The following is a 16975-nucleotide window of genomic DNA, read 5'->3' on the forward strand; positions in this document are numbered from 1 at the left end:
TGCGCGCGGGGGAGAGGGGAAGCCGGTGAGCTCAATTAAATACCTGGGGAGTTACTATAAGCTCAAAAATGATTCTTCCATGCACTTCAAATTATCAGCTACATCTTCTAAGTTATAAATGATTCTTTCCTGGTTCGTTTGGAACAAAACATTACGGTTAGTTGTGATTTTTTCATAAAGTTTGTAACCACCATAAATGGGCATGAGCAAGCACGCAGCTAATTTTAATAGCCCAATAAGTATATTTGTGAATGTATGCTTATTTTCCATTTTGGGCCAAGCTGCTTCGATATAATTAGTCCAATCGTTCGATAAATCATGGATATGAATTACGCTTTTCTCATACTTTTTTTGATAAGACTCTAATCGCTCCACGAGCAATTGATGCAACTCAAACGCAGCACCATGAATTTGTTCATTTGGAATTTGGGCGGCCATTTCATCCAATAATTTTTTTGCATCCATAAGCGTTTTGGCTCGTTTTAATCCTAGTCGTAGTTTTGATTGTTCAGGTTCTAAAATCTCGTCAATAATCTGTTTTCCAACGCCGATATGATTAGTCAAAATATTTATTTGAGTTTGTGGTGGTAACGTATATAACAAATGGATCATTGGTTTAAAAAAAGCTTTATTATTCAAAATAGTAACAATTTTTTTGCTTTGCGGAGCTCCATACAACAAACTGACCCAAAGCGTGGTTGTTTCAACTGGAACAATCCCTGAGTTGGATAAAATGCGAATTTTTTCAGCATCTGGTAGTTCAGCCATTATTTTGCAGAGTTTCTCAAACTGGTCATAACACATGGTGTTGACTAAGTCAGCAAATAATCCACTATTATTGTTGTTTTGTTGAATAAGAATTTGGGTCTTATTTTCACTAGATAACGTCGCAAAAATAGAGAAAACCTTATCAAATAACGGGAGCGACTCTCTTGCAAGCGTTTGTAATAAATGATTGCCATGTAGGGGATCTTTTTGCATTAATAATGCACTTATATGCTTTTTTGAAAGTCCTGCCATCAATCTTATAGCTCGTTGTTGCAACTCCTCATTGTCACTAGTAATCATCCAACAAATCAATGCATTACCCTGCCTTCCATTTTCTGCGCAAAGAATACCTTGAATGTGTCGCGGAAAAGATTCGATAATGTTCAGCAATAAGGGTTGAATCCAGGGTGACTGCTGCATCAAAGTATTCAATGCGCCTTCATTGTGGTTATGAATGGACAATAAAATTTCAATTTGTGCGCTTTGTGGAAAATGAATAAATTTCTCAAATAGTTGCTTTCTAAACTGAGAAGGCGACCTTATTAATAGACTCTGCTGCTCTTGACCTGCCTTCTGGGTAAATAGTTGAATTTGCTCAGTTAAGCATAAATTATCATATAAGCTCAATACCTGCTCGTATAGTTCAGGACTGTTTTGCAAATAATCAAGTGGAGATAGTTGATTACCATCTAATTGACTTAATAAAATAAACTTAGTATGACTTGGCAGCATGTGAAGTTGCTTCAAGATTTGGGCAAACAATGGCTTATTTGCTCTTGCAACTTCATGCAGCAAGAAGATTACTTGTCTCTCGTTAGCTTGTAATAAATTCGCTTGTTGCTGAGCGTTAAATAATACTAGACGACTTGACAATTTGCTATGACAATGATGTTGCCGAGTAAGCGCTTTAATTAAAACGTTATGTCCATCACTATCTTGTAGGCTTAATAATTGGGCCTGATGACTTAAAGGAAGAGCATCAACCAAGCTTATTTTTTCTGTATTAAGTAATGATAAAATAACGTCCACAGTAAAATTCGACAAGACCTCAAATTGCTTATCTTTCGGTAATTGGAGCAACCACTGACAAGCAAGCCCTTTCATCGGAGCATAACTGCTTGTAAGAGCCATCATGAATGCTTGACGATTCCGGATCATAAGGGCAGCAACCTCATCAGCTTCCATAGAAAGAGTGGTGCTAATTAGTCGTTTAAATGTATCAACATCCTCCTTAATAACTATGTTTTTCAACTCCGTAGATGGACGTTGCCAGAACTCTTTTATCACTTGATTACGTTGTATTCTATTAATCCCATTAATCCAGTGCATGGTTATAATAAAAAATTCATTCCCACGTGTTAAAGCCCACTCTATCCGAGATTCTTTAGCAGGCGGTGCCAAGAAAGCCATTTGTGATTCATTATCATAACAATTGATAAGAGATTGAATCTGTGAACTTAAAAAAGCAGCTTGTGGTTGTTCCAGCGCCAACCAATATAAATTATTACCTTGTTGATTGGCATGAGCCATGAGCTTTTTAATTTGTTCTAATGACAGTAGGTTCTGCATTTGTTTAATAAGAGTAGGCATAAAATGCGGCATACGAATTATAATTTGGCCTACAAGATTGTTTCCTTGTGAATCTGTTTCATTTAATTTTCCAAACAGCTCTTCTGCATTACAATCTTCCAACATTTCAGGAGAAATCAGTACATCCGCTGAGTGCATTTTTATCTTCGACACCAGCATCATTTGTTTAGTGCTCTGTTTATCCAGGGCTTTGAGAAAAGACTGTAAACCAGCGACCTGATTATCTGGGGTGTATTTTTCCGCTAGCGACAAAACATTTGCACCTGCCTTATTCGCTTGTAACATGACTTGTCTTTGGACTCTTTCATTGGATAATGCTTTTACATCTCTAAGAATAAAATTCATTATAGAGGGATTGTTTTGGATGATTAACATCAACAAATTGTTATGATTGGAATCCTCATAAGTCAATAAATTCGATAAGGCAGTTTTATCACTGCTATAAATTATTTTATAACTTGTATATAAGTTTATAAAGACATGCTGATTGGAACAAACCAAACTTAATAAATCAAACCAATGAGAGAGAGGTAATTTCGTTAAAACAGCGTCCTTATTTCCAGCATTGAGATTATCAATACATTGTAATAAATTATCAAATAATCTTGTATTCTGAGTATAAGCAATCGTTAAGGCATGTTTTCCCTGAGCATTAAGGCAGGTAATGAGCGATATTTGCTGCTTAATAGAAAACCCTTCCATCAGTTTAAATAGATTGCCCACCAAGTGAGCCTCCCGTTGCAATACTAAGGACAGCAGATTATCTCCCTCCTGATTACAATGACTTAGTAAGAGATAACGTTGCTCTATCGACATGTTTTTTATAGCTGCTAAAAAAGCAGGCAGGTGCTCAGATTGAAAATTCAATAAGATTGCTAATAATCCATTACCGTATAAATCAGTTTGGTTTAGGCTCGCCCACAAAGTACTCTCATTAAGGTAACTCATCACTAGTGGTACATAGTTTGGTGCATAAATTGATGCTAAAAAGAGTGGATGCCATCCGTTTACGCCAACTTGCTGCCATAAAGAGGTTTTTTGCTCATCCGTTAAACAATTTATGAGTTCAATAATATAGGGCAAATACTGAGGATATTGTGTTAAAGCTAACGTCAGAGGAGAATCATCCGTATGATTTCTTAATGTTAATAAAATATACAATTCTTCTTGGGACAACGATTTTAAATGATTAAATAAAAGATTAGATGGTGTTTTTTGATTCATCATAGATAACAAAAGCAAATGATTACCATTAACATCTATAAAGCTTTTATCATTAAAATAGTCTTTATCTAATAACGCCAATACAGCATTAAATTTCTCTTCTTGGCTGTAACTCGCTCTCAAGAGCAATGGAGATAAAATTGTTTTAAACTGCGAGGTAACTTTTAGTATGCTTTGAAAATATTCATTCTCAGCATTTAAAGCCAGAACTGGCAAATTGAATCCTACATTATTGTAATGGTTAACTAAGTTTTCTTGATCTCTTAGCTTGCATTTACCAAATAAGTTCATCAATGGCGCTACAGCATTAGGATAATTGCCCAATGCCAACATTAACACATTATCTCCTTGTTGATTTGTTCGCTGTAATAAACTCGCAATTTCTTCAGCGTCGAAATCGCTAATAAATTCGCATAATGACTGAAAATAATCCATATTATTTTCCATTACGAATGTAAATATCGTAGCAATCAATTTTAATTGACTTTGCTTATCGAGTTTACACGTTGCTTTTAATACTTGAGGGAACGCTTGCGGGCATCGTTGCAAGATCATGAAAGGCAAGAAATCTCCTGCAGGAGTAGCCGCCATTAATTCTTCTTTCCATTGAAAATCATCTAACTCTAAACAGCACTCTAATAACGTGGCTAATTCTGTTGGATAGCTTTGTGCTACAATCATTAACGCACTCATGCCATTACTGGCACGTTGTTTTAATACATCACTTTGATGTCGTGAACGTTGAAATGCTTCAATGAATGTCTTTATTAGTGCTGGCTGTTGATCCAAAGCATAGAGAAAAAAATTAGGATAATCGAGCTGCAAATACTCTTTGATTAGGCATTGTTGCTCACTCACTGAAGCAGCCATCACACGCACAGCCAACGGCTGAATATTATTTCTCCCAGCTTTTAACGTATAATTAGGCTTCTTTATGGCTTGTTCTAATTCTGTAAGAGAACGTTGTATCGCTTTTTGAAATTTTGTCTGATCACCACTTTGTAAGTGTTCACGATGTAGTCGAACTTCGTATCTTAAGTCTCCACCTGTTACACCAACACAATAATTCACACCTTGCTGAGCAATAGCTACAGGATTACGTAGTCTTTGTAAGATAGGGCCTAGTTTAGGAACCTTTTCAAGGTAATGTTGACTGATTTCTGAAGGTAAACTATCCCAATAATTAAAAAACATAACAATAGCTTCATTTGCTTGAGCAGCAGCATTATCCGATTGACCAGAACCACCATGAGAACTCCCGGCAAGTAGGCCATCGGCTAATTGTTCGAGGCGATTAAAAAAGCTACCTTGAGGGTTTTTTAATATAGCCAAACTTTGCATTAATTTTATAGTCAATTCAGAATGCTCGGTTAATTCAGTTACTTCAGAATCAGTGAGCAGATTTTCTTTTTTATCGATGCTATTGTCCGCCATTTGGGCATCAGTAAACACCGTATGGAATGGCTTTTGAGCACTGCTTTGATAAAAATAATCAAAAGTTTGGAATATGGGGATATAACGCCGACTATCCTTTGCTAAAATAAATTCATGCAATAGATATTGGTGGATATTAGTTCCCGTAATAATATCGTTGGCTGCTTCTAAAGTAGGCATGAGTACAAAATAAGGCCCCTCACCTACTCCCCAATTATCACAATCAGACAATTCTTCAGGTAAGGGAGATATATAAAAAGCCAATGCCAAGCACAATTGATTGAATTGATCCCTGGGTTTTACACAGTAAGCACTAGAAGTTTCCTTGATTTCCTGCCACCGCTCGGCTAGAAGTTGCTTTAATTTTGCTTTTTTTTCTGCTTCGCTCTGATCTGATTTTAGAATCTCTTCAAAATGAACAAGTAACAGCTGATTACTGGAATAGTATAAAACTTCTAAATCAGAAGCAGTATGAGACAATTGACGCTTAATGGCTTGTCGAGTGACTTTAATTTTCTCAAGCAATTGTTCTATCAAAACCTGGTTAATTCTTGGAATTGGCTTAGTCATGGTTACCTCATCGTCAATATTTGGCCTGAAAAGCCTGCATTTCCATTTCCTCAGTAACTTCAAAATGTCCTTTTAATAAAGGAAGTAAATAGCGAACTTCTTTAGGTAATTCAGAGGCTTGCAATTGAATAATTGCTGTTTTGTAACGATGAATTGCCGCAGGTTCCGGATTAGCTGCATTTCGAGCATAAGGCGCTAACTCAGGAATAATTGGATGATTTGAGGGCAATCTTTGCCACAGTTGATACACAACTCTTCTTTCTTGAACGAGCAACCAATCACGCACTTTTTGTTTGGTTTCCTGATTTGATGAGGAATCCGCAAGAATATCTTTACATACCTGCAAACCTAATTGTTGGGTAATATCTAATAAACGACTATAACCTTTTTTATTAGCTATTTTATTCTCTGCATCCTTGTCAAGAATTTCTTTTTGCGTTTTAGCAATAACACTTAGCATCGATTCGTAAAAGTCAGCTTGGGGTTGTTGTCGCGGAGAAGCAATCTCTTTTAAATTGTGAAACAGGTTTTGCGCCTGCGACCAACGAGCCCGATTAATCGTGAAATACTTGCTCCAACTGCCCGTATAACCCTGCTCATGCGCATTGATCAATTGAGAATAATAATGAACATCAACCTCTTTATTAAGGAAAGTTGGCTCTGACTTGGCAACAAAAGACAACTCCATGGCCAAACCTTTCATGGATCTTAACGTCTGACTTAAACTCAAGGACCGTTTTTCCTCAGGTAATTGCTTTATCTGTTTTCTAATATCACCAATTTGACTCATTAATGATTCATAAAAAGACCAGCATTTAGTCTGCAACTCGGCTTTGAAACTGATTAAAGAATGAGTAATACTGTGCATTAAATGCATGCGGGCGCTGCCTTGATTACTCTGATTGAACGTACCAAAAAGACCTTCAATGGTAGGAATATGTTGAGCTTGTCTCGTTCGTGCATTATCCACTGTTTCTGTGGCAAATGTATTTGCCAGTTTTTGAGCATCAAATACCGTTTTTAAATGATTACCGTCTTCAATTTCATGTTTTTCCCATTTACTTAATATGTGCAACAATTGTTGTTCTGGAATTGCATCGGGCGTTTTTTCCTCTTGTTCAACTAAGTGCACGAATGACATTAGACGTGTTTTATCATATTGTTGCTCAAATAAAGTACATATCCTTTCTCTTACTTCACGTGATAAATTTTCTGTCTTTTTAATAAACTGTATTTGCTCTTCAAACTTTTGGCTGTCTTCACCGCTATTTTGCCACTGCTGCCAAACATAAGTATTATTAAAATGAACACGGTGATCTTTGAGAATCTTTAACTGAATGAGGACTGAGTCAATACCACCTTTTTGTAAACATTGCTTTAATATAAAAGCTTTTTGCTTGTATTGTTCACTGGTCTTGGTTGCAAACAAATTCTCATACTCTTCAAATAGACTCACAATTCGTGTTAATTCTTCTCGAATAGGTTTGTTATCCAACTGATGATTAAAGCACGCTTTATAAAATAGCTCATAGGTGTCAGTATTCATTACCTTCCTGGCTCGCAATAATAACATTAAGATGTCTTCATAATGGTTATCATACTGTTCATAAGCCATAAGACAGGTGTTGGCATCAAAAACATCGTATTTTGAGTGACTTAACTGCTGCAGTATTTTTTTTGCTTCATATGAATGATTGGTTTCATCAAAACGCAATACAAGATCTTGAGTTCGCTTTAGTAATGATTCAAACTTACCCTCTTGAGGTAGTGAGTTTTCAAATGTTGTAATGCCCTTACAGTGAGTAAAGACATTTAAGGCGTCCCCTATTTCTGTTAGTGCCTTAATTGCACTTGAAAAATCACGAAAATTATGAGCATCAGCAATATGTGCCAACCGCGTTTTAATCATTATAAAAGGAAGGTTTGGAGGTAAAGCTCTAATGTATGGCATGACTTTCTCAGTCATCTCCTTCGCCCCTATTTGATTTTCAGCATATGCTGTATTGATGATTTCTACCAATTGGCCTATTTCTTTTTCATTAATCATATATTGCTCTGCTATAAAATGAATAAACTGAATGTTCTCTTCAATACTGGCTTGAACAAAACAATGCGGTATTGGAAAATGTTTCACATCGATTCGTCGATCCAGATAATAAAAAAACACATCTAATAATGCGGTAAGCGTTTCCGAGTGACTCTTATTGAGTAACTCTTGATTCTCTCTAAAATAGTGCCTCACACTGTCAAGATACTGAGCATCTTCTGGACGAGTTATATCATAACGACCTAGCTGCCCAAGTAGTTTTCGCCAGTGCAAGCGGCTCAAACGAGTGGTCAACAACCTGATAACCGCCTCGTCCTGATTAATAAATCGATCAAAACAGGCGAATTGGTTAGGCGTTAATGTTTCCCAATAATCCTCCCAGAGAGTATCTGTAATGTTGCTTACTGCTTGTGATGTACTAAAACGTTGACATTCAGCACTATCCTTTGTGATAAATCCTCGGCAAATTAAGCGCGTGATAAATACACTCGTCTTCGCACATGCTGTCATATGATGTGCCGTGAGCTTAGGTACGGATTGAGCCCAGGGATGCTGAAATGCTTGAAATAGGCACGACAATTTATCAATAAAATCAGACTCTATGCGCGCCACATCCAAGATACTGACTAATTTAATCATATACGCTAAAGGGATATAAGTAACCACAGGTAATGGCAAACTTGTAAGCCCGGCAAATAAGGCTTGAGTATTGTGAATCAAGGTTTCACGATTACCATCCTCTCTTTTTTGACTCGCACTAATTAAGCGATGATAAAAGCCATCTAAGTCATTTAAGCCTTTATTGACTTTCCCATAAAATAATTCTTGTAATGACTTAGGTAAATCTGAAAGCACGTGAGGCCCCACTCGACTAATGAAATTTTGATAAAAATCAATAACTTCTGTCATGTCAACCTGCTGTGTCGGTTCAGGAGCCACCAAGGCTTCATCTCCTGTATTCCAGGCTAATTTATTCACACTGGCTACTGAGTGCAAAAGAGAGTCTTTATTATCTAATAACGCATTATCAACATAAGCAGAATATTTACCAGCAAACGTTTGCCAAGCGTGCTTCGCTTTTTCATAAAATGCATCGAAGACGATTTTATTATCCTCAACAGCTCCCTTCATTCTTTGTTGCCAAGCAGATTCCATAGATTCCCGACAACATAACCAATCCTTGCGAAGAGCACGCATGATGGATTGCTCCTCGCCAATGTGGTGCGCCAGGATACCCATAATATGGGCCGAACATTCAGAAACAATCATTTCTTTACTTCGTATATTTTGTTCACGCTGAAGTTTTATTTCGTGCTTTAAATAGTGCACTACTCGTGTTTTTAAATATTTTTCTTGTTTGTCCTTATCTTGTATGAGCCAATCCCACTGATGACTTTGGTCGCGTTGATGTTTTGCAAATTTTTTATTTAAGTGATGCCGCTCTCTTTCCATAAGCTGGGCCAAACGTAAAGAATCTTTAGAGGTTAGAAAATTCTGATACTCATCTTGAATTTTGGCATAATCAATGATGTCAATCAGCACTCCTTTGGCACCATTTCGACCTTGACGGCCCCCACCTTGTTTGGCAAAACGAGGAATATTGGGATTAGCACGAATAACCAATAAGCCCTCTTTCGTTTCAGGTTGGATATTTGTTCCTCGTGCCATACGCGAGCTGATAACGATTACTCCAGGTTTACCCGCCTGTAAAACAATTTCATTTTCAGACTGCCCGCTATCATTTGTGTCGCAGATGAGTTTTGTTACTCTATTTTCAGGTAATAACCTGCGTTGGCAATTGGATAATGCTTTAACCGCTAAATCGTCCTCGGTTATAACAAGTGCGGGCATTTGATTATGTTCTTTTAAGCATGCAGCGATGGTACGCTCATATTCTTCTGGTCCTTCACAGAAGATGATGCCTTTATAAGTAGTTTGCGATAGTTCATGAGTGGGTAATTTAACTACATGTTTTATGCCAAATCGCTCCTCATAAACAGCAAGCGCTCCAGCATCCCCCATTGTCCCCGAGCAGCCCTCTATTTGACTATAATACCGCATCAAGGATGGAACATTTTGCGATAAAACAATGGAACTATCTGGAGCAATAAAAAAGTTAGGTTGCTCTCCTTTATCCAGAGCGATTTCGTTCAAACGAACATGTAAAAATTGGTGTACATGCTCACTGTAAGTTGCACCATCTTGAACTTGATTGTTAATGACAACTTGAGCAACACGACTCTGGATGGTCACACCGTTTGCCAGAGGCATTGTGGCTGTTTGCACACAAAAGTCTCGGTTTTCATGAAGGTTATTTGCGATATATGCTGCTGAAAGTAAACTGGCAAGTATTTTATCGCGCTCATTAATGGCCTGTGTTTTATTTTGAACCTTAGAATCAACAACAGGTGCAAGATATGTTTTAATGAAACCAGACTGTATGGGTGAAAAATCACCTTGTTGTTGCAAATAGTTACACAACTCAGCAAGATGTTTTTTCCGGGAAATAAAGGGAATACCTTTCTCATTCGTTGGTAAGGTATCTTTGATGGTTTGAAAATAGCACCAGGTTGCTTGATAAACCCATGCATCATAGTTATATAACTTCCCTGACTCCCCACCATAAGAAAAATTAAACATCGTTTGTTCATCAAGTAATATATGATCGCCCTCATCAAAAAATGCAACACGCTGTTTGCTGTGATAATTAATGTAGCGCTTACTTTCTTCAGACCAACAATGTCCAGATTGATAAAGACTGAAACTCCCAGGAGTTATGTAATTAACGGCACCAAATACCTCATCACCCACTTGATAGGCATTTTCGCTTGAATTAGGGGTAATATGAGTATGTTCTATACCGATTGCATCAAGAATAGAACCAAATTCTTCATGATCACGACTCGATAAGCTTTCTTTAGCTGTAAATACATCAACAACTTTACCATTTAGAGCATGAAAAGCAACTCGCATCACGGTGATAATACTTTTGCCTTGGCCTGTTTTAATCTGGTGAAATATACTTTCGTCGTTATGTAATGAGGCATAAATTAAAGCAATCATTTGAGTATGATTGGTCCACTTGCCCGCTTGCCGAAGCAAGATCTCACGTAACATGGCCAATAATTGTAATCGATAAGTGAGCTGGGTTGTTTCATCATTTGTTGCTTGTAACCATTGAGCTGTTTGGCGTAAAGTTTCTTTAAGCATATCAGAAGGAATATGAGCTAAATTGTATTCTTGAGCATAAGCGTTGATATAGCATAATAGGCCTATAACTTGCTTTTGCTTTGTATCGGTAATATAACCTATGCCTTTTTCCTTGATGCCACCAAGGACACGTTTTAACTCCCGATTATCGGACTTAGTCACACTGTAATGACGCAAATCTTTTGCCTGTTCAATTGTTTCAAAATGATGAATGAGTTCATCAACAGAGCAGGTAGGTAGCCATTTTATTAAGTATTCTGCTGAAGGTCTTGGTGAACAAGCACAATAATGAGCAAGCTTTTTCAGATCGCATGAGTTTAACTGCTGTAACACCGTTTTTAGTGCAACACCATGAACTGCACCAGAGGTTAATGTATAAATGCCAATAATTTCTATTTCAGGAATTTTTTGTTGTTTTTCTAGTAACAAAGGAGCCATCATTTGCAATGGTAACAAGGAACTCTTCTTATTTATTTCTTGTAATAATTGAAGACGACTTTTCAACCAAAGTGGTCTGACTTCTGTATCTTCTGGTAGGAAAAATAAGGTATTTATCAGGGCATCACTCGCAGCAGGAGGTACCGAATCTATAAGCAGAAGTGCATTAGCCACCTCCATTTGATAATCAATACTAAGCCTGTTTAACTGATAATGCACAAAATGACGTACTATCTTGATATGTTGTTCTTCACTTAGATTTCTGGAGATTATTTTCACTAGAATAGATTTAATCTGATTGGGTATTTTTGCATTTATAATCCGCTTCACTTTAGTTTTTAATGACGGTGCCAATTCATCTGATAAATCATTTAAGCGATTACTGGTTAGGCTCTTATCTGCTTGCCTTAATAAATCAACTAATATTTCACTAGGAAAATGGGTTAGTTCATCATGCTCAGGAAGCATCAGGTTTTCAATAATGTCGCTGAGTTGTGGCAGACTTATCATAGCAGATGCTTGCTCTTTAACATGATGAACAATACAACCAAGAACAACCCCTAAATCGTTAAAATGAGGTTTATTATCTATGCGTTTGAGTAGTTTCACCCAATGAGCCAAAGCGCGCTCTGGCCTAAACAAATCTGCTTTAATGGCTAGATGGGGTATAAGCATACTGATTAAAACGGTGTTTTCTTTTTTATGCTGGATAAGAAATTGTTCTGTACTTTGTAAGATTAAATTATCTTTTTCCTTAAGGGTTAATTCACGGAAAATGGCATCTTGTTCTTTAATATCACACCCATTGCCTATCCACGCAGCAATAATCTTGCGCCGCTTATTGTCAAGATCAAATGGTAAATAATCATCAGATAACTGAGCTAAATCTCTATTAATATCCTCAAAATCAGGTAACCAGGTTGATGTCTGATAAGAGATACTTTCAAGTTGTTGTAAAAGGCGCTTCTGTCCGTTAAGGATAGTGCGGTTTGTACTGAAACTCCAACCTCTCCAGGGGTTGTTCCCTATCGTAAGCAACCAGGGCGTTTGATACATGGCTGTTAAATAACGCTCATCTCTTACTGCCTGACTAATCATTTTTTGCAATTGCAGGATAATACCTGGTGACTCAAGCATTGCTTGGCTTTGCAGGTATTGACAGGTTTTACCCAGAGCATTTAATAGCGCAATGCGCTTATTTAAATCACATAATTCTAAATTTTCTAATCCGTATCCTTTTAACACACGACAAACTAGAGGTACATGAACGAAGGATACTTGATAGAAAACACCACGACTTTTCTGATCAAGCTTAAATTGTTGGTTAAGCCATACCACTTCATCTTGAACATCTTTACCACTTAACGCGGTTAAAATGACCTTACAATCAGCACTGCTCCAATTACTAATCTGCTCGACACCATATGTCAAGTGAATCAATAATAAACGAGCGACTGGATAAAAAATAAACTCGCTTTCTAATAAAGGCTTAATGTGTTTGGAATAGAATTGATACTGCTTTAAATTAATTCTAAGCGCTGCAGCAAGATAACGACCAAATTGAACTGCCAATGACTTTTTGGCAATTGGTCGATCCCAAATTGGTGTATATCCCATCTCTGGCAGAGCATCTTTAAATCCTTCTAATACTAAGTCCTCAGACCAATAGGGCATTTGATTATGAGTCATTGCATAGGATAAACCGTTACTATGCCAGTCAATTTTATCCAAATTATTCAATATAATCTGTTGAACATCCAACTCATAAAGTTGTCCTTCAGCTCGTTTTAAACAATGATACAGACGATCCAACCAAACGACGGATTCAAACGTAACCTGCAGACTGAGAAAATGTGTGACTACATCATCATGTAAATTAAGCTGTTTTTTATCGATATAAGAAATCAAGGTTTGATAGGCATACCATAAGTGGTCATAACGGACTAAACTTTGATGCTGGGCTTGGGCTTGTAATAGACGAAACCAAATATGAGTGTATGCAGGTGATTTGTCTTTTAGCGAGATGAGGCTTAACCCTATAGCATCCAATACAGGTTTCTCAAGTAATTCCGTTGCATTATCACTTTTAGCAAATAAAGCTTGCTGCCAAATGGAGAAATTATACTCACCAAAAGCTTGATAGAATGCATAAGCTATACGAAGAAAATGGCTGCTTCCCAGTTTTTCTTTTTCACTATCGTAGTAATAGCATAATTGTCCAAATGCTTTTAGCTGAGGCTCATCCATTGAACCAATGAATAAACGAATAAAATCGAGTCCTTTCCCATACCCCAGAACAGTTTGTGCCCATCCAGCCATATTTTCTTTAACTGTGGCAAGTATCCAGGGAGCATCCAGATTACCAGAAACCTCATATCGAGAGATACGAATAGGAATATCTGGATGCATCGTGTTTATATACCTTTTAGAAACTTGGCGTATCCATTTGTTTTGCAACTCATTCTGTTCCAAATTTATCCACTTGGTTGCTAAATAGTGCCACAAAGATACTTGAGCCTGTTCATCATCCCCAATCAAATGAAATTGCCGAAAATCACCATCAAAATTAACGGCCATCTTTTTATTAGCGAGATGAAGGAGAAATGGATTGCGAATTTCTTTTGCTCTGGCTGCCCATTCATGGTGTTCTCGTTTAGCCTTATTTTCATCATAACAAAAAATATAAGATGTTTGAGAGTTAGGATGATGAGCAAGATAAAATCCAAAGGGTAAATGATTTGGTTCAAATCCCATCCGAAAAAAAGACTGATGTTGCCTAATTTTTTCTAAAGCTTCTGGCTCAATATACTGAACAAGATAAGGAACATCCTTACTACTGCCAACCCAAAGACTAAATTCTTCAGCCCAATCTTTAACATCTTCTGATGGTTTAAGGTGATTTTGAATTGTAACACGTGTGATTAATCGACTTGTGTCAAGCCCATATCTTTTTATTTCAGGCTTTACTTCATGATAGAAAACTTTCTTCTCTTCGAGCTGTTGCACTATCTCATGTTGCGCTTCAATATTTTGTTGTAATTCTTGCTGGATACCCGGTGTATTTGCAGCAAGTAAAATGGTTTCATCGTTTCCTTCAAATGGTTGTTTCATTCTATGTTTAAAGTCACGAATATCGACCATAGGCTCAAGGTTTCCATTGGCTCCTTGATAAAAAATATGGGTATTATTTGCTAATTTTTTTTCATTACATTGTCGCTGATTATCGAGAATTTTATTTTGTAGCCCTCGATATCGAGCCTTTAATCTGTTTGCTTGTACGTTATCGCTAATCTGACTATCCAGCTCAGGAATACGTATCATTGCAATTAAAGGTTTGTCTTTTTGATTAGCTAACTCTTCAAATTCTTTTAACCAGATATCCTGCTCACTCGCAGAAAGCGTTTTAAAATCATATAAAAAGAAAACGTTAGCTTCTTGATAATGAGTGTATCTGCAATTGCTGACACTACACACTAATTTACAAGTTTCTTTTCTGGCAGCCAATGTTGAAGGGTTAGGTAAAATCAAGTGAATTTCACGAAATTTGGGAACACAGCGTTCATCGCGAATAAAATCAGATAATTGCTCCCGTAAATACTCAATGTATTGAGCCGCACTGAGTAAGCGATCACCGTTTAAATCGAATAAGACAGGGATATTGAGCTGTGGTGTCTGATGAATTTCATGCCAATATCGCAAATGACTGTCTCTTAAATACTCGAAAAAAGCATCTAATCCTAATCGCCCCATCTGAGCAAATTGAGCTAATTGCCATGCAAAAGAGTCTGTCTCAGATACTTGTTTTGGATTAAACCAGCTTTTTCGCCACGTCTTTTCCTTTTGCAGATAGGTTTGAATCGCGTTCGGTTCAAAATACGCTGTTTGTTTTTTAAATAGTGAAAAAATTAATCTTCCCGCATCACCCCAGCGATTATCAATGGTCATATCAGCTAAAGGAATTGAATAAGCAGTTTGTAATAAACGATTGCATGCTGCTGCATTACTTAAACGTACTAAAGGTAAGAAATGCCCTGGATTAATCGCTTGAATCGTACTACTCACAGTAAAGCGGACATGGTTTAATTGCTCAGTAACCTTGTCAAAAATGTATGTAGGGATATCCGGCATATCTTTTTTGGACTCAGCAGTAAGAGTGAGTATTATCTGCGAGGTCGGGTGAAAACATGCCATAAAACAGGCCTGTAAGAAATAATTTCGTTCAACGATCGTTGATAAAGTATATTCCCTGCATGAAGGATCGGTGGGGGTCAAATGCAACTTCTTTTCATCAACCGCTTTTAAAATTTCCTTTGCTCTCAAAGGTTCTAATGATTTTGTCTGCTTGCTATCTTCAAAAGATGGTTGTGTCAATAATAGAGACCAGGATTTTTCACTAAACGGGGACGCATACTGAAATCCTCTGGCCGCTTGTTCTACTTTTCCTGAAATTAATTCAGAGCTTTCTATTAATGATTCCCAAACATAACTCATTAAATGATACAAAGAAACAGGATTGCGGTATGCTTGCAACGGCATGGAGCGGTTACTTTGGATACAATAAGGCAACACTCTTGCAAACAATTGATATTGCCACATCAAGTTATCTGGTAAATCGGTATATTGTGTTTGATACGGCGCATCAACTTCAACAATTTCATCGATGGGGAAACAATCTCTAATTTTATTAAGCTTCTCTTCAAACTCTTCTTCTGCGATTTCGCTTGAGATATATAAAGAAATTTTATTATGGTACTTATCCAATAAAATCCAATATGGAGTGTCAAGAGTACCTAAATTTATTAACCAACTTGAACAGTATCTTTTGCTGATTTCATCGAGTTCTTTTAATTCATCCAACTCAACAGGCATAACTTTTAGGACCAATTGTAGGTCCAATTGCAATTGCCTAATAGAAAATAAGTCAACATTAAAATGCTTAAAAAGAAGTCGATAAACATCTAACCTGGAAAGTCGATAAAGATTTAATGGCCTAAGATTCTTCCAGTAATTATTAAGCGAAGGGAGAGGATAAAACGGCGTATAATTATTATTACGAAACAGTTGTAAAGGGTAGTCATGTACTCTTCGTGCTAATATTTCATTGTCCGCCGGCCAACTTATTGTATAGCTTGAGGGGTTTAACGTATCATAACCATGGAAAATTAATTCATAACGAGAAGCATGATGGACAAGAGTATTATGGATAATTGGTCTAATGTATTCTTCAGGGAATGAATCATTGCCGTGTAAATTTGCCAAGGGCCAAAGCCAAGGATGCCTATTAAAAAAGCGATCTAATTGACCAACAAAATCTGCTTCTTCTATTTTTTGTTTCCATAACCTCTCTAAATAAGGGCGAATAGTCCTATCGAATAACGAGGAATATTCCTGCCTGACTTGCCCTTCAGTGTTGTTTCTGTACTCCCAATAACTCCGACGCCTTCGATTAGGATCAACAAGTCGTCTTTCTATTTCACTTTCAATCTTTTGGCGATTTGTTTCCAGCCAAGTTTGCTTAAACGCTACAAACGCTTCCCGAGAAAGCGTATCGCAAATTCGATTAGTAATTATCTCAAACTTCATATACACCAAAAATAGTCATAAAGTAAATAATTTTAGCATTGTATACTTATTTACATATATATGAACCATCTCGTTTTGCAAGTTAATTATAAGATGTTATAGGTTTAAGTT

General features: G+C 36.9%; 2 protein-coding genes. Both read right to left on the reverse strand.

Annotated elements, in window-relative coordinates; genetic code table 11:
• Positions 1–54 precede the first annotated feature (54 nt).
• Positions 55–5586: a hypothetical protein gene (locus QM652_RS11345; protein ID WP_415075858.1), complete on the reverse strand. Its 5532-nt coding sequence runs from the start codon at positions 5584–5586 to the stop codon at positions 55–57.
• A gap of 13 nt (positions 5587–5599) precedes the next feature.
• Positions 5600–16864 carry a hypothetical protein gene (locus tag QM652_RS11350; protein WP_415075860.1) on the reverse strand — a complete coding sequence of 3755 codons (11265 nt, stop codon included), beginning with the start codon at positions 16862–16864 and terminating at the stop codon, positions 5600–5602.
• Positions 16865–16975: the final 111 nt, after the last annotated feature.

Source organism: Legionella sp. (assembly GCF_047605385.1).
In the GTDB taxonomy this organism is placed as follows: Bacteria; Pseudomonadota; Gammaproteobacteria; order Legionellales; family Legionellaceae; genus Legionella.

What these genes read in the sequence shown, in the direction of transcription:
- QM652_RS11350 (WP_415075860.1), bottom strand. Translation starts at nt 16,864, where the DNA reads ATGAAGTTTGAGATAATTACTAATCGAATTTGCGATACGCTTTCTCGG.
- QM652_RS11345 (WP_415075858.1), bottom strand. Translation starts at nt 5,586, where the DNA reads ATGACTAAGCCAATTCCAAGAATTAACCAGGTTTTGATAGAACAATTG.